At 46.1% G+C, this 24752-nt stretch carries 26 protein-coding genes; 24 read left to right on the top strand and 2 right to left on the bottom strand.

What is annotated here, in order from left to right; genetic code table 11:
- The first annotated feature begins 6 nt into the window (after positions 1-6).
- The gene (locus GQ359_RS05230; RefSeq protein WP_215385727.1) at positions 7-1218 is read left to right on the top strand and encodes a DUF2863 family protein; all 1212 of its coding nucleotides are present in this window, start codon (positions 7-9) and stop codon (positions 1216-1218) included.
- Positions 1219-1299: 81 nt separating this feature from the next.
- Here GQ359_RS05230 and GQ359_RS05225 read toward each other — a convergent pair whose 3' ends face one another.
- Together GQ359_RS05225 and GQ359_RS05220 are read right to left on the bottom strand one after the other, a co-directional pair.
- Positions 1300-1674 carry a hypothetical protein gene (locus GQ359_RS05225; protein WP_215385726.1) on the bottom strand — a complete coding sequence of 125 codons (375 nt, stop codon included), beginning with the start codon at positions 1672-1674 and terminating at the stop codon, positions 1300-1302.
- A 10-nt stretch (positions 1675-1684) separates the two neighbouring features.
- Positions 1685-2674, bottom strand: a complete 990-nt coding sequence (locus GQ359_RS05220; protein WP_215385725.1) for a malate dehydrogenase — start codon at positions 2672-2674, stop codon at positions 1685-1687.
- Positions 2675-2824: 150 nt separating this feature from the next.
- Here GQ359_RS05220 and GQ359_RS05215 point away from each other — a divergent pair, with 150 nt between their 5' ends.
- The 23 genes from GQ359_RS05215 (at position 2825) to GQ359_RS05105 (ending at position 24731) form a co-directional block, all read left to right on the top strand.
- Positions 2825-3562 carry a GntR family transcriptional regulator gene (locus GQ359_RS05215; RefSeq protein ID WP_215385724.1) on the top strand — a complete coding sequence of 246 codons (738 nt, stop codon included), beginning with the start codon at positions 2825-2827 and terminating at the stop codon, positions 3560-3562.
- Positions 3563-3705: 143 nt separating this feature from the next.
- Positions 3706-4125 carry a succinate dehydrogenase, cytochrome b556 subunit gene (gene sdhC / locus GQ359_RS05210; protein ID WP_215385723.1) on the top strand — a complete coding sequence of 140 codons (420 nt, stop codon included), beginning with the start codon at positions 3706-3708 and terminating at the stop codon, positions 4123-4125.
- A gap of 24 nt (positions 4126-4149) precedes the next feature.
- Positions 4150-4515, top strand: a complete 366-nt coding sequence (gene sdhD / locus GQ359_RS05205; protein WP_215374285.1) for a succinate dehydrogenase, hydrophobic membrane anchor protein — start codon at positions 4150-4152, stop codon at positions 4513-4515.
- A gap of 4 nt (positions 4516-4519) precedes the next feature.
- The gene (gene sdhA, locus GQ359_RS05200) at positions 4520-6298 is read left to right on the top strand and encodes a succinate dehydrogenase flavoprotein subunit (RefSeq protein WP_215385722.1); all 1779 of its coding nucleotides are present in this window, start codon (positions 4520-4522) and stop codon (positions 6296-6298) included.
- Between the two features lie 17 nt (positions 6299-6315).
- Entirely contained in the window at positions 6316-7020 is a 705-nt protein-coding gene (locus GQ359_RS05195) for a succinate dehydrogenase iron-sulfur subunit (RefSeq protein WP_015421181.1), read from the top strand.
- Positions 7017-7286, top strand: a complete 270-nt coding sequence (locus GQ359_RS05190) for a succinate dehydrogenase assembly factor 2 (protein WP_215385721.1) — start codon at positions 7017-7019, stop codon at positions 7284-7286. Before GQ359_RS05195 ends, GQ359_RS05190 begins: the two co-directional genes overlap by 4 nt.
- Positions 7287-7368: 82 nt before the next feature.
- Positions 7369-8682 (top strand): citrate synthase, encoded by a 1314-nt coding sequence (gene gltA / locus GQ359_RS05185; protein WP_215300867.1) that lies wholly within the window; start codon positions 7369-7371, stop codon positions 8680-8682.
- Between the two features lie 18 nt (positions 8683-8700).
- A complete protein-coding gene (leuC, locus tag GQ359_RS05180; RefSeq protein ID WP_215385720.1) occupies positions 8701-10110 on the top strand; it encodes a 3-isopropylmalate dehydratase large subunit in 1410 nt (469 codons plus the stop codon).
- 9 nt (positions 10111-10119) lie between these two features.
- Positions 10120-10329 (top strand): hypothetical protein, encoded by a 210-nt coding sequence (locus GQ359_RS05175; protein WP_215300863.1) that lies wholly within the window; start codon positions 10120-10122, stop codon positions 10327-10329.
- A 31-nt stretch (positions 10330-10360) separates the two neighbouring features.
- Positions 10361-11008, top strand: a complete 648-nt coding sequence (gene leuD / locus GQ359_RS05170) for a 3-isopropylmalate dehydratase small subunit (RefSeq protein WP_215385719.1) — start codon at positions 10361-10363, stop codon at positions 11006-11008.
- A gap of 24 nt (positions 11009-11032) precedes the next feature.
- Positions 11033-12103, top strand: coding sequence for a 3-isopropylmalate dehydrogenase (gene leuB / locus GQ359_RS05165; protein ID WP_215385718.1), 1071 nt, complete (start codon positions 11033-11035; stop codon positions 12101-12103).
- A gap of 40 nt (positions 12104-12143) precedes the next feature.
- Positions 12144-13307 carry an aspartate-semialdehyde dehydrogenase gene (gene asd, locus GQ359_RS05160; protein ID WP_215385717.1) on the top strand — a complete coding sequence of 388 codons (1164 nt, stop codon included), beginning with the start codon at positions 12144-12146 and terminating at the stop codon, positions 13305-13307.
- Between the two features lie 7 nt (positions 13308-13314).
- Positions 13315-14685 (top strand): FimV/HubP family polar landmark protein, encoded by a 1371-nt coding sequence (locus GQ359_RS05155; RefSeq protein WP_251367829.1) that lies wholly within the window; start codon positions 13315-13317, stop codon positions 14683-14685.
- A 5-nt stretch (positions 14686-14690) separates the two neighbouring features.
- The gene (truA, locus tag GQ359_RS05150; protein ID WP_215385715.1) at positions 14691-15521 is read left to right on the top strand and encodes a tRNA pseudouridine(38-40) synthase TruA; all 831 of its coding nucleotides are present in this window, start codon (positions 14691-14693) and stop codon (positions 15519-15521) included.
- A gap of 38 nt (positions 15522-15559) precedes the next feature.
- The gene (locus tag GQ359_RS05145) at positions 15560-16234 is read left to right on the top strand and encodes a phosphoribosylanthranilate isomerase (RefSeq protein ID WP_215385714.1); all 675 of its coding nucleotides are present in this window, start codon (positions 15560-15562) and stop codon (positions 16232-16234) included.
- Between the two features lie 32 nt (positions 16235-16266).
- The gene (gene trpB, locus GQ359_RS05140) at positions 16267-17460 is read left to right on the top strand and encodes a tryptophan synthase subunit beta (protein ID WP_215385713.1); all 1194 of its coding nucleotides are present in this window, start codon (positions 16267-16269) and stop codon (positions 17458-17460) included.
- Positions 17461-17507: 47 nt separating this feature from the next.
- On the top strand, positions 17508-18305 hold the full coding sequence (gene trpA / locus GQ359_RS05135) for a tryptophan synthase subunit alpha (protein WP_215385712.1): 798 nt from the start codon (positions 17508-17510) through the stop codon (positions 18303-18305).
- Between the two features lie 22 nt (positions 18306-18327).
- Entirely contained in the window at positions 18328-19215 is an 888-nt protein-coding gene (accD, locus tag GQ359_RS05130) for an acetyl-CoA carboxylase, carboxyltransferase subunit beta (protein ID WP_215385711.1), read from the top strand.
- Positions 19216-19220: 5 nt separating this feature from the next.
- A complete protein-coding gene (gene folC, locus GQ359_RS05125; protein ID WP_215385710.1) occupies positions 19221-20546 on the top strand; it encodes a bifunctional tetrahydrofolate synthase/dihydrofolate synthase in 1326 nt (441 codons plus the stop codon).
- A gap of 3 nt (positions 20547-20549) precedes the next feature.
- Positions 20550-21344, top strand: coding sequence for an SPOR domain-containing protein (locus tag GQ359_RS05120; RefSeq protein WP_215385709.1), 795 nt, complete (start codon positions 20550-20552; stop codon positions 21342-21344).
- Positions 21344-21910, top strand: coding sequence for a CvpA family protein (locus GQ359_RS05115; RefSeq protein ID WP_215385708.1), 567 nt, complete (start codon positions 21344-21346; stop codon positions 21908-21910). Before GQ359_RS05120 ends, GQ359_RS05115 begins: the two co-directional genes overlap by 1 nt.
- Positions 21911-21914: 4 nt before the next feature.
- Positions 21915-23453 (top strand): amidophosphoribosyltransferase, encoded by a 1539-nt coding sequence (purF, locus tag GQ359_RS05110; protein WP_215385707.1) that lies wholly within the window; start codon positions 21915-21917, stop codon positions 23451-23453.
- A 69-nt stretch (positions 23454-23522) separates the two neighbouring features.
- Entirely contained in the window at positions 23523-24731 is a 1209-nt protein-coding gene (locus GQ359_RS05105) for an O-succinylhomoserine sulfhydrylase (protein ID WP_215385706.1), read from the top strand.
- Positions 24732-24752: the final 21 nt, after the last annotated feature.

Raw genomic sequence — 24752 nt, 5'->3', positions numbered from 1 at the left:
TGCATCATGGCTGTTCATCGCACTAAATCCTCCCAACGCTCCTCACCAGATGTCGAGCGCCTAGTTGCTGACGCTATTTCCTTAGCAGCTTCCGGGAGTCACATTGAGGATCAGTTTTGGGAGGAGCGTTTAAATGTTCGCCTAATGCGTCTTCTCAAAAGCCAAAATCAAAATGTGATTGATGCCGCTCTCGATCAAACATTTCGAATTAATACGGTAGCCTTCGAGGTACTTGCAGACTGTGCTGAGACCCTGGCTGAGTCTTTGCTCATGGAGCATGAGGGCCAGAACTGGGATGTTCTTTTATTAGCTTTACCTATTGTTGCTCACACCCGTTATCAGATTCCTTCTGGCGCACTTTCAGTGAGCGTTATTGAATCTACAGCCGCTGCATTACATAGCTCAATCACTTCCACTGATGCACGCCTAGCCATCGTTCCCTGGCTTTACAGCATTGATCAGATGCCACACTCACATTGCCAAACACGCCTACTTACTGAAGCCTTAGCAAGCGCTGCCATTAGCGCCAGTGAGGTCAAGTTAGAGTTGCGAGAGATGTCGGAGACCATTGCAGTTTTGGCTGATCCACGTTTTATTATTGCAGCTGTTGCTGCACCTTCCGGCTCACCACTTTTCCGGTGGCAAGCTGATGCGCCAACACGTCAAGAGCGTGGCGTCAGCTTGATAGGTTGGCAAAACATGATGCAAGAACCTATTGCGGCGCTTTTGCCTGGTTGCGAGTTTGAGCTCTTATTACCCGAAGCATATTTTACAAATTGCCGATTGGCAGATAAGCAGGTGCGTCCATTAAGCATTCGAGCTGCCGTGAACTTTCTTGAGAGCACGCTTGGAGTTCTACCGGCTGGTTTATCTTGCGTAGTCGGCGCATTTGGTGAAGATCAAGCTGACGAGTATCGAATCTCATTTAGCTTAAAAGGTTCTTCAGAAGTTGTATATGGTGTGATTTGGCCTTTATACGACCGAGAGAGTGTTGCTAATGATGCGCTCAATGATTTATCGGATGATGAGAGTCCGATGAAGCGTATTGCCGATGCGCTTAGGGATGCAGGGGTTGAAGATGTATTCCGTCATGCAATGCTATTTGACCCAGAGCTTTGTGATGATTGCGGAGCACCACTGTTTCCAGATCGATCGGGTGATGCTGTCCATGCAGAGCTGCCTGATGATGCGCCTACGCAGCAGCCTTTATTTCATTAGCATTTCGGTCTACGTTGAATCTTATAAAGTAAAAAAGCCGAGAGATTCTCGGCTTTTTCATTGTGGAGTCAGAGCTAAGATTTAGTTCTGTGTAAACGGCTCCGCATCAGCAAATAAGTGCGGAAGGTCACCCTTTTTCATTTCTGCTGTTTGGCAGAAATCAGCAAGACGAGTTCCAGATTTAATGTTGAAAAGCATTGCTTTATTACCAAGCACTACAAGGTCATGCCCTGTGGCAGCATTCTTGTAACGCAAACTTCCTGGAAGCGAAGTCTGGCGATTCATGTCAATGCTCTTCGACTCCCAAGTCAGACGCAATTTTTCTATCGTGCCTGTAGTTTTGAATTGCTTGCTATCGCTACAAGTCCACAAAAATGATTCGTTACTAGCTTGGGCTGGAGTCGTACCAATAATGGCAGCAGCAGCCAAGCTAATAGCGAGCAGGGTTTTCTTCATGCAAGAATCCTTAAGGGAGTAAATGTTTAACGCCTGCTTGTTCTTCAAGCAATTCGTTCAATGTGTGATTCATGCGTTCACGTGAGAACTCATCAATCTCTAGGCCTTCAACCATTTTGTATTCACCGTTTTCGCAAACTACTGGGTAACCGTAAATTACTTCAGCTGGAATGCCATATTCACCTTTGGAAGGAATGCCCATAGTGACCCACTTGCCATTCGTGCCGAGAACCCAGTCATGCATGTGATCGATTGCTGCATTCGCAGCTGATGCTGCAGAAGAGAGTCCGCGAGCTTCAATAATGGCGGCGCCACGTTTACCAACTGTAGGAATGAATGTGTCTTTGTTCCATGCTGGGTCATTAATGCTGTCTTTGACAGACTTGCCATCAACTGTTGCGAAGCGATAGTCTGGGTACATTGTTGGGCTGTGATTACCCCAAACAACCAATTTCTCAATATCAGCAACTGGCTTATTGAGTTTGCTAGCCAATTGAGAGAGCGCGCGGTTGTGATCGAGGCGCAACATTGCAGTGAAATTCTTTGCAGGAATATCTGGAGCAGACTTCATAGCAATGTATGCATTGGTATTTGCTGGGTTACCAACAACTAATACCTTCACAGTTTTCTTAGCAACTGCATTTAAAGCTTTACCTTGGGCAGTAAAAATCTGAGCATTGGCTGAGAGCAAATCTTTGCGCTCCATGCCAGGGCCACGAGGACGTGCACCAACCAACAAGGCAACGTCAATATCCTTGAATGCAGTCATCGGGTCAGAGTGGGCTGTCATACCAGCCAACAATGGGAATGCGCAATCATCTAATTCCATCATCACGCCAGCCAAGGCTTTTTGAGCCTTTTCGTCTGGAATCTCTAGTAACTGGAGGATTACAGGCTGATCTTTGCCTAATAAATCGCCATTAGCGATGCGAAAAAGGAGGGAATAACCGATTTGACCGGCTGCACCGGTGACTGCAACACGCATTGGGGCTTTTGCCATTACTAATAACTCCAGTTGAGGTTAATTAATGAAATCTTTTCTATTATCCATTCAAGTGTATGGACTTTCCATTTACACTGTCAATCATGTCTTATATAAGATATGAGATAAGCTTGAATTTTATCCAATAGAAGCTGCTGTGGAGTTAATTTGTCACTAATATCTGAACCAATTGCCTCGTTTAGCCCTCTTTATGAGCAAATTAAAGCCATGATTTTGGCAAGTTTGCAGGCCTCAGAATGGTTGCCTGGGGACGCCATCCCCAGTGAGATGGAGCTTGCAGCTCGATATGCAGTCAGCCAGGGAACCGTGCGCAAGGCAATTGATGAGTTGGCCGCACAAAATTTACTGGTGCGACGTCAAGGCAAGGGCACCTTTGTAGCCACCCACCAAGAAGAGGACTTTCAGTATCGTTTTTTACGCTTAGAGCCTGATTCTGGAGAGAAGTTACACCTCAGAAACCAGTTTTTAGCCTGTGAAATCGCACAATCCGATGCCTATATCGCAAAATTGCTTAAATTAAAGGCAGGTGACCCCATTATTCGAATTGACCGCGTGCAAAGCTCTGCGGGGCGCCCAATCGTATTTGAGGAGATTTGGTTGCCAGAGGGGCGCTTTGAAGGGTTGACGCTCGAAGCCCTTAATACTTGGCCTGGTCCCATGTATGCATTTTATGAAAGTGAATACGCCACTCATATGGTGAGGGCGGAAGAAAAAATTAAGGCAGTTTTAGCGAATTCAGAGCTTGCTAAGCATCTTCAAGTTCAGGAGGGCTCTGCCTTATTGTCGGTTGAACGTGTCGCATTTACCTACGGGAATAAACCAGTAGAAATTCGGCGTGCAAGGTACGACACTTCTGATCAGCATTACGACAATAAATTAAACTAGGTAGTACACTCAAAAATCAGTAAAAACCACTATTTAACCCCTTTAAACGCTAAAAAGTCCCCACCACCCCCAAGGTTTCCAATAGAATATGTTGCAACACAACAAAACCACACTGAACCTCCACCTACAGATTGAGATTGCCCATGGTTGATGCACAGCAAAACACAAAAAAAGATAGACCGGTTTACCGCAATATTGGTCTTGCCCAGTTAATCAAATACCGTCTTCCTTGGGCTGGAAAAGTCTCCATCCTTCATCGGATTAGTGGGGCGGCACTGTTTTTGATGTTGCCTTTCTTACTCTATCTTTTTGATCAAAGCCTTGCTTCAGAGATGAGTTACCAAAAATTCCAGGCAATCACTGGCCACGTGTTAGTAAAACTGATTCTCTTGGGCTTAATTTGGTCTTTCTTGCACCATTTCTGCGCTGGTATCCGCTACCTCTTGCTGGATTTAGAGATTGGTGTTGAAAAGGCTGACGCTAATCGTTCAGCGATCTTTGTATTTTTCCTAGGCCTCGCTTTGACTGCGCTTGTTGGTCTCAAACTATTTGGCTTGTACTAAGCACTTCTTTATCAAGGAAATCTAATGCCTATTTATCAAATTGGACCGAAGCGCTTAGTTGTTGGCGCTCATTACGGCCTTAAAGAGTGGATTATTCAGCGCGTTACTGCCATCGTGATGGTGGTGTTCACAATCGTTTTGCTAGTTGACTATTGCATTACTGGTAGTGCAACTTATGAAGGCTGGGCTGGATTGTTTAGCAATCAGTTCATGAAACTATTGACGCTTCTATTCTTCATCAGTTTGTTCTATCACGCTTGGATTGGTATCCGCGATATCTGGATGGATTACATCAAGCCCGTCAGCATTCGCTTGACACTACAAGTGTTAACTGTTTTGTATCTCGTAGCCTGTGCGGCTTATGCCGTACAAATTTTGTGGAAAGTGTAATTCAATGACCGCGATTAAAAAAGCATTGCCACGCCGCCGTTTCGACGCGGTAATTATTGGTGCAGGTGGTTCAGGTATGCGCGCTTCTTTGCAATTAGCGGAAGCTGGCCTGAACGTTGCGGTATTAACTAAAGTTTTCCCAACACGCTCACATACTGTGGCTGCACAGGGTGGTATCGGTGCATCACTGGGCAACATGAGTGAAGATAACTGGCACTATCACTTTTACGACACGATTAAGGGATCCGACTGGTTAGGTGACCAAGACGTGATCGAGTTCATGTGCCGCGAAGCTCCTAAAGTCGTTTACGAGTTAGAGCATTTTGGTATGCCTTTTGACCGCAACCCAGACGGTACGATTTATCAGCGTCCATTTGGTGGTCACACAGCCAACTATGGTGAGAAAGCTGTTCAACGTGCTTGCGCAGCAGCTGACCGCACTGGTCATGCAATGTTGCATACCTTGTATCAGCGTAATGTGCGTGCAAAAACAAACTTCTTCGTAGAGTGGTTAGCGCTTGACCTCATTCGTGATGATGCTGGTGACGTTGTTGGTGTTACCGCTCTTGAAATGGAAACTGGCCAGGTTTACATTCTCGAAACTAAAGTTGTCATGATGGCTACTGGCGGTGCAGGTCGCATCTGGGATGCATCCACCAATGCCTTCATTAATACTGGCGACGGTATGGGACTAGCAGCACGCGCAGGCATTCCATTGGAAGACATGGAGTTCTGGCAATTCCACCCAACTGGCGTAGCTGGTGCGGGCGTGTTGTTGACAGAAGGTTGCCGTGGTGAAGGCGGTATTTTGCGTAACAAGGATGGCGAGCGCTTCATGGAGCGTTACGCTCCAACCTATAAAGACTTAGCGCCGCGCGATTTCGTTTCTCGCTGTATGGACCAAGAGATTAAAGAAGGTCGTGGCTGTGGACCGAATGGCGATTATGTAGTTCTCGACTTGACGCATATCGGTGCCGAGACCATCATGAAGCGTTTGCCTTCTGTTTATGAAATCGGTATCAATTTTGCTAACGTTGACGTTACCAAAGAGCCTATTCCAGTTGTGCCAACAATTCACTATCAGATGGGCGGTATTCCTACCAACATCAATGGTCAAGTTGTTGTACCTGGGAATGGAAAACATAACGAGATCGTTAACGGCCTCTATGCAATCGGCGAGTGCTCTTGCGTATCTGTTCATGGTGCAAACCGTTTGGGTACAAACTCATTGCTGGATTTGCTGGTGTTTGGTCGTGCTGCCGGCAATCACATTGTTGCTATGGACCTCAAGAACCGTGAGTTCAAGCCATTGCCTGCCAATGCTGGTGAGCAAACGATGGCTCGTATTGCTGCTCTTGATAACTCGACTTCAGGTGAGTATGCACAAGACGTTGCGAACGACATTCGTAAAACCATGCAGAAATATGCTGGTGTATTCCGCAATCAGGAATTGATGGACGAAGGTGTTCGTCAAATGGCGAAACTGACTGAGCGCGCTAAACACTTGTGGCTCAAAGACAAGTCAGAGATTTTCAATACGGCACGTATCGAAGCTTTGGAAGTTGCTAACTTAATTGAAGCTGCAAACGCAACCATGATCTCAGCAGCTGCTCGTACTGAAAGTCGCGGTGCGCACTCGCATGATGATCATCAAGAGCGCGATGATGCGAACTGGATGAAGCACACGCTTTGGTATAGCGAAGGCAATCGCTTGGATTACAAGCCGGTTGTTCTGAAGCCATTGACTGTTGAGTCTTTCCCACCTAAAGAACGTACTTTCTAAGCGAAGAGAAATTAAAAATGAGTGATATTCGTATATTTGAAATTTACCGCTACGATCCAGATGTCGATGCAGCTCCTCGCATGGAACGTTATGAGCTTGAATTGACTGGTGAGCGTATGTTGTTAGACGCTTTGATTTCTCTCAAGAAACAAGACGAAACAATTTCTTATCGTCGTTCATGCCGTGAAGGTGTTTGTGGCTCTGATGCGATGAACATTAACGGTAAGAATGGTTTGGCTTGCTTAACCAATATGTTGACCTTGCCTAAAGTCATCACATTGCGCCCATTACCTGGCTTACCAGTCGTGCGTGATTTGATTGTGGATATGACCTTGTTCTTCAAGCAGTATCTATCTATCAAGCCTTACTTGGTAAATGACAATCCATTCCCTGAGAAAGAGCGCCTCCAGAGTCCTGAAGAGCGTGAAGAATTGAATGGTTTGTATGAGTGCATCTTGTGCGCATCATGCTCAACCTCATGCCCATCTTTCTGGTGGAATCCAGATAAGTTCGTTGGCCCAGCAGGTTTGTTGCAGGCATATCGTTTCATTGCCGATAGTCGTGATGAAGATACTGCAGCGCGCTTGGATAACCTGGAAGATCCGTATCGCCTGTTCCGTTGCCATACCATCATGAACTGCGTGGACGTTTGTCCTAAGCATTTGAATCCGACCAAAGCAATTGGAAAGATTAAGGAACTGATGGTGCGTAGGGCGGTATGACCCTCACTAATGCAGAGTTATATCGCTTAAAGAGTGATGCCCGCAGGGGTTTGCTTGAAAACGATTTAATTCTGCAGCGTTTTTTTGAGCGCCACGGCTCTCAACTCAATGCGGAAGATGGAAAAGTATTAAGCCAGTTGCTAGCTCTAGAAGACAATGACCTGATGGATTTACTAATCGGTCGCAAGGATTCAGTAGCTTCATTGGAAAAAGAATCACAAGAAGCAGCCTTTAAGGCTGTTTTACAAAAGCTGAGACAGAAGTAATTTAGGCTTTTGCTTGCAACAGTAGTAAAGACGCATGATCAATAGTGTATTAATCATCAATTTGAATGACTAAGGATTAGAAATGATTGAATCGGACATCAAGGCAAAATTATCTTTTTCAGACGGTACACCAGATATCGACTTGCCAATTTATAAAGGCACGATTGGTCCTGATGTAATTGATATTCGTAAGCTTTACGGTCAAACCGGAAAGTTCACCTACGATTCAGGTTTTTTATCCACAGCTTCTTGTAATAGCAAAATCACTTATATCGATGGCGATAAGGGTGAACTGCTTTACCGTGGTTATCCAATCGAAGATCTTGCGCATAACTGCGACTTCTTAGAGGTTTGTTATCTACTGTTAAACGGTGAGCTACCAAACGCTAAACAGAAAAAAGATTTTGAAGAGATGGTCATGCATCACACGATGGTTCATGAGCAAATGCAATTTTTCTTGCGCGGCTTCCGTCGCGATGCCCATCCCATGTCCGTCTTAACTGGCTTGGTTGGTGCAATGGCTGCCTTTTATCATGATGAGATTGATTACAGCGATCCACATGCTCGTGAAGTTGCTCAAATTCGCTTAATTGCGAAGATGCCAACACTGGTTGCAATGGCTTATAAATACTCTGTAGGCCAACCTTTTATCTATCCTGATAATTCCTTATCCTACACAGCAAACTTCATGCGCATGATGTTTGCAACACCGTGTGAAGAGTACAAAGTCAATCCAGTCTTGGTGCGCGCTTTAGATCGCATCTTCACATTGCATGCTGACCATGAGCAAAACGCTTCTACATCAACAGTGCGCTTATGTGGATCGTCTGGCACAAATCCATTTGCTGCTATCTCTGCAGGTATCGCTTGTTTGTGGGGTCCTGCCCACGGTGGAGCCAATGAAGCTTGCTTGCAGATGTTGAATGAAATTCAGGCTAATGGTGGCGTAGATAATATTCATGAATTTATTGCTCAAGTAAAAGATAAGAACTCAAGCGTTCGTTTGATGGGCTTTGGTCATCGCGTTTATAAAAACTTTGACCCACGCGCAAAACTTATGCGTGAAACTTGCCATGAGGTATTAAAAGAAATGGGTCTTGAGAATGATCCATTGTTCAAGTTAGCCATGACGCTTGAGAAGATTGCCCTGGAAGACGAATACTTCGTAAGCCGTAAGCTCTATCCAAACGTTGACTTTTACTCTGGAATTGTTCAGCGCGCACTAGGCGTGCCAACTGAAATGTTCACCTGTATTTTTGCCTTAGCAAGAACAGTGGGTTGGATTGCACAGTGGGAAGAAATGATTACTGATCCTGAGTACAAGATTGGCCGTCCACGTCAGTTATATGTTGGGGAAACTTCACGTAAAGTTCCTAACATTACTGTGCGTAAATAAAAGCTTTAGAGGGTTTACATGTCACGTACGCTTTACGACAAATTGTGGGATGACCATGTCGTCTATTCCGAAGAGGATGGCACGGCCACAATTTATATAGATCGTCAGTTATTGCACGAGGTGACAAGTCCTCAAGCTTTTGAGGGGTTAAATCTTGCAGGCCGACCAGTGTGGCGCATCTCTGCCAATCTGGCGGTTTCAGATCACAATGTTCCAACAACGGACCGCTCTGAGGGCATTACAGATCCAATATCGAAGTTACAAGTAGATACGCTGGATCAAAACTGTGATGCCTTTGGTATTACTCAATACAAGATGAATGATCTGCGCCAAGGGATTGTTCACGTGATTGGGCCAGAGCAGGGTGCAACTCTGCCCGGAATGACAGTTGTCTGCGGTGATTCTCATACAAGTACGCATGGTGCATTTGGTGCATTGGCATTTGGTATTGGTACATCAGAAGTGGAGCATGTATTAGCAACGCAAACCTTGCTCATGAAAAAGAGTAAGAACATGCTGGTCAAGGTGGATGGACGCCTCCAACCTGGTTCCACTGCGAAAGATATCGTGCTAGCTGTGATCGGCAAGATTGGCACTGCTGGCGGCACTGGTTACACGATTGAGTTTGCAGGTGAAGCTATCCGCAATTTGTCTATGGAAGGTCGTATGACCCTCTGCAATATGGCAATTGAGGCTGGTGCTCGTGCTGGACTGGTGGCAGTAGATGAAACTACTATTGAATATATTCAAGGTAGACCTTATGCCCCTAAAGGTGAGGCTCTACGTCATGCCTTGCAATATTGGCGTACCTTACATTCAGATGCGGACGCCAAATTTGATGCAGTAGTGGAGTTACGCGCAGAAGAAATTGCTCCTCAAGTCACTTGGGGCACTTCGCCAGAAATGGTTCTAGCTATTAGCGATCGAGTTCCTGATCCGGAAAAAGAGCGTGACGCAAACAAGCGTTCTGCAATGGAACGTGCGCTGGAGTACATGGGTCTTGTTCCAAATACTCCGCTTAGCAATATTTCAATTGATAAAGTTTTTATCGGGTCTTGCACCAACAGTCGTATTGAAGATATCCGTGCCGCGGCCAAGGTAGTTGATCGCCTTGGGAAGAAAGTAGCTGCTAATGTCAAATTAGCCTTGGTCGTTCCTGGTTCTGGCTTAGTAAAGGCTCAGGCTGAGCGTGAAGGCTTAGATCGGGTTTTTAAAGCTGCGGGCTTTGAGTGGCGTGAGCCAGGTTGCTCTATGTGCTTGGCAATGAATGCTGATCGTTTGGAGCCAGGTGAGCGTTGCGCCTCAACCTCTAATCGAAATTTTGAAGGTCGCCAGGGCAATGGCGGTAGAACCCATTTAGTTAGTCCTGCAATGGCTGCTGCTGCTGCTATTGAAGGCCACTTCGTTGATGTTCGTAAAATTTCTTAAGGAAATACAGTGTTTAAATGGTCTTCTTTCACAATGATTAAAAAGTTAACTATCGTTGCTATTGCGGGAATCATTCTTTCTGCTTGTGCAAATACGATGGAGGGTGTTGGTAAAGATTTGCAAACTATGGGCAACTCCATGGGTGGGAGCAAAAATTCCAACACATCCAATCAGTCCCAAACTCAGGGGAAAGATGTTGTTGTGACGCCAGTCAAGTAAGCGCGCAGTCGATATTTAGCAAAAGATCATTATGGAAAAATTTACGGTATATAAAGGCTTGGTTGCTCCGCTCAATCGCGAGAATGTCGATACCGATGCCATCATCCCTAAGCAGTTCTTAAAGTCGATTAAGAAAACGGGCTTTGGTCAGAACCTATTTGATGAGTGGCGCTATTTAGACCATGGTGAACCTGGACAAGATTGTAGCACACGCCCGATTAATCCAGATTTTGTTCTAAACCAGCCGCGCTATAAAGATGCCGGAATTTTACTGGCCCGCAAGAATTTCGGCTGTGGCAGCTCTCGCGAGCATGCACCTTGGGCTCTGGGCCAGTATGGCTTCAGAGCGGTGATTGCCCCTAGCTTTGCGGATATTTTCTACAATAATTGCTTTAAAAATGGTCTTTTGCCAATAGTGCTTACAGAGCTCCAGGTTGATCATCTATTTAATGAAACACTTGCTTTTGCTGGTTATCAGCTCACTATTGATTTAGATGCTCAGCAAGTAATTGCGCCCGATGGCACTGCCTATAGCTTTGATGTAGCCCCATTCAGGAAGCATTGCCTTCTGAACGGCTTAGACGATATTGGCTTAACCCTTCAACATGCAGATAAAATCAAGGCTTACGAGGCTGAGCGCATCCTGAAAATGCCTTGGCTTGCGACGCAACTGCCGTAGTTTTTATTCAGTTAAAGGCCTTTCATGAAAATTGCAGTCCTACCGGGCGATGGTATCGGCCCGGAAATTGTTGCTGAAGCCGTTAAGGTTTTAAACGCGCTTGGTCCTAAATTCGACCTCGAGACGGCCCCCGTTGGCGGCGCCGCATATGATCTGGCCGGTCATCCACTCCCTCCCGCAACTTTAGAGCTTGCTAAAAAAGCAGACGCTATTTTGTTTGGTGCTGTTGGTGACTGGAAATACGACACGCTGGCTCGCGAACTGCGTCCAGAGCAAGCAATCCTCGGATTGCGTAAGCATTTAGAGTTGTTTGCCAATTTCAGGCCAGCTATTTGTTACAAGGAGCTAACTGCTGCCTCCAGTCTTAAGCCTGAAATTGTGAGCGGCCTCGATATCTTGATTATTCGTGAGCTCAATGGTGATATCTACTTTGGTCAGCCTCGCGGCATTCGCACTTCTGAGCTTCCTTTATTTAAGGGTGCACGTGAAGGTTACGACATGATGCATTACAGCGAGCCAGAAGTGGAGCGTATTGGTCGAGTTGCTTTTGAGGCTGCACGTAAACGCGGTAAAAAAGTATGTAGCGTTGATAAGGCGAATGTTCTTGAGACATCACAGCTCTGGCGGGATGTCATGATTCGTGTTGGCAAAGAATATCCAGATGTAGAGTTATCACACATGTATGTTGATAACGCAGCAATGCAGTTAGTCAAGGCACCCAAAGCGTTTGACGTAGTCGTTACGGGCAACTTGTTTGGCGACATTCTCTCTGACGAAGCTTCGATGTTAACCGGCTCGATTGGGATGTTGCCATCAGCTTCATTAGATAAAAATAATAAAGGCCTGTATGAGCCTAGCCATGGCTCAGCGCCAGATATTGCCGGCAAAGGGATTGCTAATCCATTGGCAACAATTCTGTCTGCTGCGATGATGCTGCGCTACTCCCTGGGTATGCCATCCGAAGCTGATCGTATCGAAGCGGCAGTACAAAAGGTTTTATCACTGGGATTGCGAACTGCTGACATTTTTACAGAAGGTACAAAAAAGGTATCCACTGTGGAAATGGGCGATGCGGTTGTAGCCGCTCTTTCATAATCATTGTCACATTACATATACATTCAATAGATCATTCATCATGGCAAATACAAAAACACCATTAGTAGGCTTAGTAGGCTGGCGCGGTATGGTCGGTAGCGTCCTTATGGAGAGAATGCTGGCTGAAAAAGATTTTGATCTGATTGAACCTGTATTTTTCAGTACTAGTCAGGCAGGCGGTGAAGTACCGCTCTTGAATGGTCAGAAGGTGACCAAGAGCGAGAATGTGTTGCTCAACGCAAATGACATCAAAGCACTTTCTCGTTGCGACATCATTTTGACTTGCCAGGGCGGTGACTACACCAATGAAATTTTTCCTCAGCTACGTGCTGCCGGTTGGCAAGGCCACTGGATTGATGCAGCTAGCGCATTGCGCATGAAAGACGATGCAGTCTTAATTTTGGATCCTGTGAATCGACCTGTAATTGATAAAGCATTGGCTGCTGGCGGAAAAAATTGGATTGGTAGTAACTGCACAGTTAGCTTAATGATGATGGCGATGGGTGGCTTGGTGAAGGCCGATATGGTTGAGTGGATTAGCGCTATGACATATCAGGCGGCTTCTGGTGCTGGCGCTCAAAACATGCGTGAGTTGTTGTTGCAAATGGGCGCCTTACGCGACAGCGTAGCAACTGAATTAGCTGATCCGTCTTCGTGGATCTTAGATATTGATCGCAAAGTTACCGATACTTTGCGATCTCCGGATTTTCCGAAGAAAAACTTCCGCAATACGCCTCTAGCCGGTAGCTTGATTCCCTGGATTGATGTCCCGGTAGAGAATGGTCAAACTAAAGAAGAGTGGAAGGGCGGCGCTGAGTTTAATAAGATCCTGGGCCGACCTGCATTTAGATCTCCTGGAAGCATTCCAATTGACGGTTTATGTGTTCGTGTTGGCGCTATGCGTTGCCACTCCCAAGGTCTCACTGTCAAACTTAAAAAAGATATTCCCTTAAAGGAAATCGAAGCTATCTTAGCTAACGATAATCAATGGGTTAAGGTAATTCCAAACGACCGCGAGACTACTGAGCGTGAATTATCTCCAGCAGCAATTAGCGGTACCTTGACAGTTCCTATTGGCCGCTTGCATAAGATGGCAATGGGTCCAGAGTATCTTGGTGCTTTTACAGTTGGCGATCAACTCTTATGGGGCGCCGCTGAGCCATTACGTCGGATGTTAAGAATTCTATTGGATAACAATGCTTAAGGCTCAGATGCTCAAACTTCTCTTTGCTGGATTTATTGGCATTGCGCTTTCCACTAGTGCCTTTGCTATTTCATTAGGCAAAGCTAATTTAGTATCTAGCCCTGGCCAAACCCTTCGTATTGAGGTGCCAATCGAGTTGGCGCCCGACGAGCAAAATCTCTTATCGACTTTATCAGCCTCTATACCGCCTGTAAGTGCTTATGAGCGACTGGGTATTTCATCCAAAATTTTAGACTTCAATGCTCAAGTCATGGTCTATCGATCAAAAGACGAGCGTTTGATGGTTCTGGTTGAAACAGTTAAACCAGTGCCTGTTACTGAAGATATCTTTGTTGATTTATTGCTGACCTTAAATTGGTCGTCAGGATCGATCACCAGAATATTCACGTTTGTAAATGGAACTATTCCTAAGTTCATTGTTGAGCCGGGACAAACACTTTCTTCCATCGCCTCACAGATGGATCCAGATCGGCCGGAATTTACGCTTGATCAAAAAATGATGGCTTTATATCAAGCCAATCCAGATGCATTTGCTGGCGGTAATATTAATCGTTTACGCGCTGGTTCTGAGCTCCTGATTCCTAATCCCGAGACGGTGCAGGCGATTGATTCAAAGGAGGCTCAAAAGTTTGTTGATTCTGCTGCTCAACAATGGTCTGAGAAAAAGAATGATTCAGCCAGTGTTGAAGTGAGCGCGGATGAGGCGGTTAATCCGGCTAATCGTTTAAAGATTGGCTCTAGTGGCGATGCCGATGCTGATGCCAAGCGCATCACTGAAGAAATAGTAGCCCAAGAAAAAATCTTGGAACAAACTAACGCTAGAGTAGTGGAGTTAGAGAAAAATATTGCTGACTTAAAGAAATTATTAGATCAATCTCAGGGCGCTACGGAAGTTATTGAGGTTAAAAAAAGTGGATTTAATGTCAAAGCAGCTGTTCTGGGTCTCATTGGCCTAGTTCTAGCGGCCGCTCTCTTTATTTGGTTCTTTATGAGCCAGTCACGTAAAAATGCTTCACCTGGAATTCCAGCTCGTGAGTACCCCTATGAAAGCGAGCAGACAGAATCCATACTGCCAGTTCATCATAAAACTGAACATACCCCTCATGAGCATCATCATGAGGGCATGTCTGATAAAGCTAAGGCGCTCTTTGGAAGTATTAACCTAGATCTACCTGTCGCTAAACCTACTACCTCAGATTTAACGCCTGATGAACTGAGGGTACGTTTGAATCTTGCCCGTGCTTACATCACTATTGAGGATTTTTCAGCCGCCAAGAAATCTCTAGAAGAGATTGTTCGTATTGGCACTTCAATCGACCCTGAAATTGTGGTTGAAGCCAAGGGTATGTTGGTCGAGATTTCAAATAGTAATAGCTAAATTCTTTGATGCGTATTGCCCTCGGACTTCAGTATGACGGCAGCCCTTATTCAGGTTGGCAGTCACAAGTAGGTCAGAATACAATTCAAGATGAATTAGAAAAGGCGATTTCTGCATTTGTTGGGATAGATGCATCGAAATCCAATCCTATTCGTGTAATTACGGCGGGCAGAACAGATGCTGGCGTTCATGCCTTAGGTCAGGTGGTGCACTTTGATGTTGAGGTGGAGCGAGAAAACTGGTCGTGGGTGAGGGGGGTAAATACCTTCCTGCCTGCATCGATTGTGGTCAATTGGGCTCAAGTTGTCACTGAAGAATTCAGTGCTCGTTATTCTGCACATGAGCGAACCTATATTTATGCATTGCATGCTGGACCATGTCGATCTCCAATGGCGGCAGATCGGGCTGGTTATGTCATGTTGCCCCCGGATCGCTGGTTTGATGTTGAGGCCATGAAGCTGGCTGGTGAGTGTTTAATAGGTGAGCATGACTTCACCTCATTTCGCTCTTCAGAGTGCCAAAGTAAGACCCCAGTAAAGACCATGTATTCCATCGAAATCTTTTCGAATGAACCTTGGCTCTATTTCAAGATCAAAGGAAATGCTTTCTTGCATCACATGGTGCGTAATTTAGTTGGTAGCTTTGTTCAAATCGGCGTTGGTAAGCAAAAAGCAGGGTGGATGGCAGAAGTTCTAGAGGCAAAAGACCGCAGTATTGCGGCGCCTACGTTTTCTCCAGCTGGACTCTATTTGACTCAAATTGCCTACCCCGATGAGTTTCAGATTCCTAAGCCTTGGCTGGCTAATTCTTGGTTGCCTAAGGCGGTTTATGCTTAAGCAGGTCATTATTTACTCAAGGCCTTATCATTTCCCATATGGGCTTACTCACTAACTCTCCCGGACGCACTAGAGTCAAAATCTGCGGTTTAAAGACGCCTTCGGATGTCGATGCTGCTGTTGTTGCTGGTGTAGACGCTGTCGGCTTTGTTTTTTACCCGCCCAGTCCAAGAGCCGTTACCCCCAATATTGCTGCTGCATTAATTTCCAGGCTTCCAGCTGGGGTTGATGCTGTCGGATTAGTCGTAAATGCCTCAGATGCCGAATTTGAGGCTATTAGGGCCGCTGCCCCCATCACTTTATGGCAGTTTCATGGGGATGAGTCTCCGCAGGAGTGTCAGCGCCTAGCAGCAGGCCAACCCTGGATGAAGGCTGCGCGCGTTGGAGCTGGCTTCGCATTTGATAATTTTTCCCTACAATATAGGCAAGCAAATGCCTTTTTGCTCGATGCGCTCGTTGAGGGCTATGGAGGAGGAGGCGTTCCTTTTGATTGGTCAGGAATTCCGCAAGCATGGATAAGCGCAAACGCGCCTCAGGTCGTTTTGAGTGGTGGATTGAACGTTCACAACGTGGGCGAAGCTATTGCTCGTCTTCATCCTTGCGCGGTTGACGTCTCTAGCGGCGTTGAAATCAGCAAGGGTGTAAAAGATCACGCCTTGATGAAAGAGTTTATCGAGGCAGTGCGAGCGGCAGACGCAAGCACATTGCCCTAACTATTTGCTGTAACTAATCAAAAGAGGTATTTATGTACGATAAGCCAGATGCACGTGGACACTTCGGTCCTTACGGTGGCGTATTTGTTTCTGAGACGCTGATGTTTGCTTTGGATGAACTTAAGGCGGCATATGCTAAATATCAAAATGATCCTGAATTCTTAGAAGAGTTTCATTACGAGCTCAAGCATTTTGTAGGGCGTCCTTCACCGGTCTATCACGCTAAGCGTTGGAGCGAAATGTTGGGTGGTGCGCAGATTTATCTGAAGCGCGAGGATCTTAATCACACTGGCGCTCACAAAATTAATAATGTGATTGGCCAAGCCATGCTAGCCAAGCGTATGGGTAAGCCACGCATTATTGCGGAAACGGGAGCGGGGCAGCACGGTGTCGCAACTGCAACGATTTGTGCGCGCTTTGGTTTGGATTGCACTGTGTATCAAGGATCCGTGGACGTCGCTCGTCAAGCTCAAAACGTATTTCGTATGAAGTTGCTAGGCGCAAAAGTTGTGCCTGTTGAATCTGGAACAAAGACACTCAAAGATGCGCTGAATGAAGCGATGCGAGATTGGGTGACAAATGTAGAAGATACCTTCTACATCATTGGTACTGTTGCTGGGCCTCATCCTTATCCGATGATGGTCAGAGATTTTCAGAGTGTGATTGGTGAAGAGTGCAAGGTGCAGATGCCTGAAATGACTGGGCGTCAGCCTGACTATGTCATGGCATGTGTTGGTGGTGGCTCCAATGCCATGGGTATTTTCTATCCCTATATTGACTACCCAGAAGTGAAGCTAGTTGGTGTAGAAGCGGCGGGCCATGGCTTAAATAGCGGCCTTCACTCTGCAGCACTTTGCGTGGGTAAGCCAGGTGTATTGCATGGCAATCGTACATACCTACTGCAAGATGAGAATGGTCAGATTTCTGAAACCCATTCAGTTTCTGCTGGTATGGATTATCCCGGTGTTGGTCCAGAGCATGCCTGGTTAAAAGATTCTGGTCGTGCTGACTACGTGGCAGTGACCGATGAAGAAGCCTTGAAAGCATTTCATGATTGCTGTCGCATCGAAGGCATCATTCCTGCTTTAGAGTCCTCTCATGCTATTGCTTATGCATGCAAGCTGGCGCCAACTTTATCTAAAGATAAAACGATCCTAGTGAACTTATCTGGTCGTGGTGATAAAGACATGCATACCGTTGCACAAGCTACCGGCTCTGAGGGTTAGTATAAATCCATTACGATCACCTATAAAAATAATAAACACGAATTGTCATGTCAAAAATTTCCGCTCTCTTTAACGAACTAAAAGCTACTGGAAAAAAAGGGCTGATTCCTTTTATTACAGCAGGCGACCCTGACCCAAAACTTACTGTTGACTTGATGCATGCATTAGTTCGTGGTGGTGCTGATGTGATTGAACTCGGCGTTCCCTTTTCCGATCCAATGGCGGATGGTCCAGTGATTCAGCGCTCGTCTGAAAGAGCGCTTACTCAAGGCGTCACTTTGCATGGTTGCTTAGAAATGGTGAAAGAATTTCGTAAGCTTGATACCAATACTCCAGTGGTGTTGATGGGCTATGCCAATCCAGTGGAGCAAATGGGTTCGGAGCGATTTGCAGCGGAGGCGAAATCTGCTGGTGTTGATGGTGTCTTGGTTGTGGATTACCCACCTGAAGAGTGCGTTGATTTTGCTGCCAGCATGAAAGTAGCAGGAGTTGACCCCATCTTTCTATTGGCTCCAACATCATCACCAGAACGAATAAAGGATGCCGCCAAAATAGCTTCTGGTTATATCTATTACGTATCCATGCGGGGTGTTACAGGCGCGTCCCACCTCAATACCCAAGATGTGGCCAGTATTATTCCCAAAATCCGTGAAGCCACTTCCATTCCGATTGCGGTAGGTTTTGGTATCAATGACGCTGAAAGTGCCCGCGCAGTGTCAAAAACAGCAGATGCAGTGGTTATTGGAAGTCGAATTATTCGGCTTTTAGAGGATTCTGCCCCCGGCCAAGCGGTACAATCACTCGAAACATTCATACGTGAAATTCGCGTCGCTTTAGATAGTTAATGCACTGGATAGTTAAAAACTGATGAGCTGGATCGATAAATTACTACCCCCACAAATCCAACATACGGATCCTGCAAATCGCAAATCTGTTCCTGAAGGACTTTGGGTTAAGTGCCCCAGCTGCGAAACTGTCCTTTACAGCACAGATATTGAAGCTAATTTATCGGTTTGCCCAAAATGTAGTCATCACATGCGCATCGGCGCGCGTCAGCGCCTTGATAGTCTTTTGGATCCAAAAGGACGCTATGAGATTGGTGCTGACATTTACCCAACCGATCCGCTTAAATTTAAAGATTCTAAAAAATACCCAGATCGCCTAAAAGAGGCAAGTGACGCCTCCGGTGAGTCCGAGGCCTTGATTGTGCTTGGCGGCAAAATTGAAAGTATTCCAGTTGTAGCTGCATGCTTTGAGTTTCAATATATGGGTGGCTCGATGGGTTCAGTTGTTGGTGAGCGTTTTGCCCGTGGCGTGCAAGAAGCCATCGCTAAAAAGTGTGCATTTATCTGCATAACAGCTACCGGTGGTGCGCGTATGCAGGAAAGTTTGCTCTCTCTTTTTCAGATGGCTAAGACCAACTCCATGTTGACCTTACTTTCTAAAAAAGGTTTGCCTTACATCAGCGTTTTGACAGATCCAACTATGGGCGGAATCTCTGCTAGCTTCGCCTTTATGGGTGACGTAGTGATGGCTGAGCCCAAAGCCTTGATTGGGTTTGCAGGTCCGCGTGTTATTGAACAAACTGTTCGTGAAAAATTACCAGAAGGCTTTCAGCGTTCTGAGTTCTTATTGCAAAAGGGTGGCATTGACATGATTGTCGATCGTCGCCAAATGCGCGGTGAAATCGCTCGTCTCTTGGCATTGCTCCAGCAGCTTCCTGAGCCTGCGATTGCGGGTAGCGCAGCTGTATAAAGCGCTTGAGTTCAGCACACCAATCCCCCATTCTGTTTTCTAGCCTAACGGCTTGGCTTAGTCACCTCGAAACAGCCCACCCAGTCGGTATCGACATGGGTCTAGATCGGATTAATCGAGTTAAAGAAGCTTTGGGCTTGCACTTTGATTGTCCTGTGATCACTGTTGCTGGGACAAACGGCAAGGGCTCAACTTGCGCCTATCTTGAGAGTATCTTGCTGGCCTCTGGCTATAGAGTGGGTTGCCATATGTCTCCTCACTTACTGGTCTTTAACGAGCGCGCTCGAGTCAATGGTGAGGAGGTTAAAGATGATCTCTTGCTAGAGCATTTTGCCGCCGTTGAGAAAGCGCGCGTCAGCTTAGTGAATGCTCCAACGCTAACGTATTTTGAATTCACTACCTTGGCAATCATGCATTTATTTTCTAAGGCAAATTTAGATGCTGTTGTTCTTGAGGTTGGCATGGGTGGTCGTTTAGATGCCGTAAATATTGTGGATGCAGATTGCGCGATCGTCACTAGTATTGATATTGATCACGCTGATTTTTTAGGCGGTACACGTGAGGCAATTGGCCTTGAGAAGGCTGGTGTTTTCCGTGCAGGAGCAATTGCAGTCTGTGGTGATCCTGTACCCCCTCAATCCTTGATTGATTATGCTGAAAAACTCGGCTGCGATTTATGGCTTCAGGGTCGTGATTACAATTTTCAGGGCGATAAGCAACAGTGGGGTTGGGCAGGGCGTCAAAAACGCTTTAGCGGTTTAGGCTATCCCGCTTTGCGAGGCGCCAATCAAATCCTCAATGCCTCTGCTGTGATTGCCGCCTTGATGGCCTTACATCTACGTTTACCGGTGAGTGCTCAAGATATCCGGAATGGATTTGCTCTAGTAGAACTACCCGGTCGTTTCCAGGTACTTCCAGGCCAGCCAACTGTAGTTTTGGATGTCGCTCATAATCCCCATGCGGCAGCCACTTTAGGGCAAGGCCTCGATAAGATGGGCTATCACCCCTATACCTATGCCATTTTTGGTGCAATGGCGGATAAGGATATTGCCGGCGTGATCAAGCCTTTGCTCAGCAGTGTGGACTTCTGGTTCTGCACGGATTTGCCAACCCCTCGTGCTGCTAGCGCTTCAGCCTTATCTGAGAAGCTGGTTGAACTGGGTGTAGCAGTTAAAAATGGGGCAGATGGCGGAATTGAGTGTTTCCCAGACCCTGCTGCAGCGTATCAAAAAGCGCTTTCTAAGGCAGGTGAGGGTGATAGAATTGTCATCTTCGGATCCTTCTATACCGTTGCCGGCGTAATGGCATATCGAAATAACCAGGCCCATTGATCCATGATTCGTTTACCGAAGCTTTTTAAGCGAAACTCTGAGACTGAAGACCTTGATCGAGGTTCAGCAAGGGGTCGCCGCACCATCAATACATCAGCCCCCCGCAGTTTTCAGCGTGCTCAAGAAAATGAAGAGCTTGCCCTTACCGAAGATCCCGAACAACAACGTGCTCGCCATCGCCTGATTGGTGCATCTGTTCTAGTCCTGATCGCAGTGGTTGGTCTGCCTCGCATCCTAGATAACAAACCCAAGTCTGTGAATAACGATATTGCTGTGAATATCGTGACTAGTTTGCCTGCCCCCAATGCTGCAATGCCTGCTAGCGATGAAAAGGTAAAGGCAGCAGTACCAGCGATTGAAGCACCAGTAAAAGAAAAAGAAGTTATTCCAGTCAAGGAGCCGGTGGCAACAACTTCAACTCAAGTGAAGCCAGATGCCAAGGCGCCATCCACGAGCAAGGCTAACTCAATTGGTTTGGCTGCTGGGGAAGAAGTGGTTGTAGCCCCAAGTACCGCTACCAAGTCAAAAGCCGAAGAATTTCCGAAAAAAGCTGGGGCCGGTAAGTACGTTATTCAGATTGGCGCCTTTGCTTCTGAAGAGCGTGCAAATGGCTGGATTACTAAGATGAAGGATCAAAAGATCCCCAATTACGTCATTAATAAAACCGGTGCAGATGGTGTGAAGCTTTATGTTCTCAGAGCGGGTCCTTTTACTGATAAGGATGCAGCTGAAGCTGCAGAGAAGAAAGTTAAATCTATGGGCCTATCTCCAAGGCTAGTTGAGGTCGGAGCGCCTTAATGGAATATTTATCCACCTTAAAGTTAACTACGGTGGATTACTTCACCCTGGTTGTGCTGCTAGTCTCTGCATTGGTGGGGATTTCACGTGGCTTATTTAAAGAAGTTTTAGCCTTGGCATCTTGGTTTGTTGCAGCCTGGGTAGCCTATCACTACACCAATTATCTTTCTGTTGAATGGTTATCCACTTTTCATATGGATGAACTACTTAGTTTGGGTGTGAGCTTCCTTATTCTATTTATTCTGACTTTGATTGTGTGTGGCTTAGTCGGTAATGTGATTCAAAAGATTATCTTGTCTGCTGGATTGAGCATGACGGACCGTTTTCTTGGGCTGGTGTTTGGTTTAGCACGTGGTGCTGTGGTTGTGGTTGTGTTGGCAACCTTAGCGGCTTTAACACCAATACCTCAAAGCGTAGCTTGGCAGAAAGCAATTACTCGACCAGCTATCGATATGGCTACCAGTTTAATAAAAGGCTGGTTACCATCCGACTGGGCAAAACAATTGGGCAGTTCTATGCCTAAAATTACACCCACCGTTACACCATCTTTAACCATAGGGATCTAGGCTTATGTGCGGCGTTGTTGGAACAGTTTCCCACTCCCCAGTTAATCAGCTGATATACGATGCTTTGTTGCTCTTGCAACATCGCGGTCAAGATGCTGCAGGTATGGCAACGATGAATGGCAACTCATTCACGATGCATAAAGCAAATGGTTTAGTTCGGGATGTATTTAGAACTCGCAATATGCGTAGCTTAGTTGGTAATGCTGGCATCGGCCAAGTTCGCTATCCAACCGCTGGCTCCGCTAGTAGCGAAGAAGAGGCACAACCTTTTTACGTTAGCGCGCCATATGGAATTATCTTGGCTCACAACGGCAATCTCACCAATGCGGCTAGCCTTCGTGTAGAGATGGCTTATCGTGATCGTCGCCATATCAATACCAGTTCTGATACTGAAGTGCTGCTAAACGTTTTGGCTGACGAACTTCAAAAAGAGACTAATAGCGTAGCGCTGGACGAAGGTGCAATGTTTAATGCGATTACTGAGGTAACTAAGCGCGTTAAGGGCTCTTATGCGGTTGTTTCTTTGATTGCTGGCTATGGCTTATTAGCGTTTCGGGATCCATTTGGCATTCGTCCATTGTGTATTGGTCGCATTGATACGCCTAAGGGTCCAGAGTGGATGATTGCTTCTGAGTCTGTTGCTCTTGATGGTCTTGGCTTTACTTTTGTACGTGACGTCAATCCAGGTGAAGCAATCTATATTGATTTAGATGGCAATTTCTATTCCCGTCAATGTGTTGCTGACGCAGTTTTGACACCTTGTATTTTCGAGTATGTCTATATGGCGCGTCCAGACTCAACGATTGATGGCGTTACTGTTTATAACGTACGTATGCGCATGGGCGACTATCTTGCCGAAAAGATTCGTAAAGAAACTATTCCGGGTGAGATTGATGTTGTCATGCCGATTCCAGACTCTAGTCGTCCGGCGGCAATGCAAGTTGCTAAACGCCTGGGTGTTGATTACCGCGAAGGATTCTTTAAGAATCGTTACATTGGTAGAACCTTCATCATGCCAGGTCAAGCGGTTCGCAAGAAATCGGTTCGCCAAAAACTAAATGCAATGCGGATTGAATTTAAAGATAAAACCGTGTTGATTGTGGATGACTCAATCGTTCGTGGCACCACCTCATTTGAGATAGTGCAGATGGCGCGGGAGTCTGGTGCTAAGAAAGTGATCTTTGCTTCTGCCGCGCCTCCTGTCCGCTTCCCGAATGTCTACGGAATTGATATGCCAACTCGGAGTGAGCTGGTTGCCTACGGTCGCACCGACGAAGAGATTAATAAGATGATTGGCGCAGATCAACTGATTTACCAAAGTGTTGAGGATATGAAGCAGGCAGTTAAAGATATCAATCCCAATATCCAACACTTCGAAGCCTCTTGTTTTGATGGGCACTATATAACTGGCGACATCAATGAATCTTATTTAGATGCGTTAGAGGCAGCTCGTAATACCTCTGAGGCTAAGGCTGATCGTCAACGCGATTCAAGCGATTTTGCACGCTCACAACTTCACCTGCATTTGGCTACCGAAGACTAAAAACAACGACAGAATTCCTCAGATACTACTGTCTGAGGCAAATCTGCAATTCGGTGTCAAAATAGCGGTATGAAGAGCAAAACTACCCGCAAAAAACCCGATTTCTCAAAACTTGCGCTAGAGACCCTTGCGGTTCGCGCTGGTACTCGCCGCACAGCTGAATACCAAGAGCATTCAGAGGCGATGTTTCTCACTTCCAGCTTTTGCTTTGATAGTGCAGAGTTGGCTGCAGATGGTTTTGCGCATGCAGACCAAGGCTTTATTTACTCACGATTTACCAATCCTACCGTCAGCATGTTCCAGGATCGATTGGCTGCGTTAGAGGGTGGTGAGGCTTGCATTGCAACCTCCTCAGGAATGGCTGCTATTTTGACAATGGCCATGTCCCATCTGCAAGCGGGTGACCATGTGGTGTGCTCTCGCTCGGTATTTGGTGCAACCATTCAATTGTTTAGTAATATTTTGGGTCGTTTTGGTATTACAACTACTTATGTGGATTTGTCAGATACCAAGGCTTGGCAGAATGCCGTCCAAGAAAACACCAAACTTTTTTATTTGGAAACACCTTCCAATCCTTTAACTGAGATTGCAGACATTAAGGCAATTTCTAAGATTGCCAAGAAGGCAAAAGCTCTCTTTGCAGTAGATAACTGTTTCTGCACGCCCGCGTTACAAAAGCCTCTCTCATTGGGTGCCGATATAGTCATCCATTCGGCAACGAAGTATTTGGATGGTCAGGGCCGCGTAGTGGGTGGCGCCATTGTTGGCAGCAATGATTTCATTATGGGTAAAGTATTTCCGTATGTTAGAACTGCTGGCCCAACACTCTCTGCGTTTAATGCCTGGGTATTTTTAAAAGGTCTTGAGACGCTCGAATTGCGCATGAAGCAGCAAAGTCAAAATGCCTTGGAAATTGCTCAATGGCTAGAGAAACAGCCTGGGGTAGAGCGCGTTTATCACCCTGGTCTGAAATCTCATCCGCAACATGCACTGGCTAAGCGTCAACAAAAAGCAGGTGGCGCTATCTTGTCCTTCACTCTTAGGGGTGGCAAAAAGGCCGCCTTCAAATTGATTAATCAAACCAAGCTTTGCTCCATTACCGCAAACTTAGGTGATACACGTACAACCATTACACACCCTGCAACAACAACACATTGCCGCGTTAGTCCAGAAGCCCGCAAGGCGGCAGGTATAACTGATGGACTCGTCCGAATTGCTGTTGGTCTTGAGAATGTGATTGATTTGAAGAATGATCTTATTGGTGGATTGAAGAAGTAACTTTAGATTTATTTAATCGCA

Origin of the sequence: Polynucleobacter sp. AM-7D1, assembly GCF_018688455.1 — a bacterium.
Taxonomy (GTDB): domain Bacteria; phylum Pseudomonadota; class Gammaproteobacteria; order Burkholderiales; family Burkholderiaceae; genus Polynucleobacter.
Note: the sequence above shows the minus strand (reverse complement) of the source record. Positions and strands in the feature narration are given on the sequence as shown.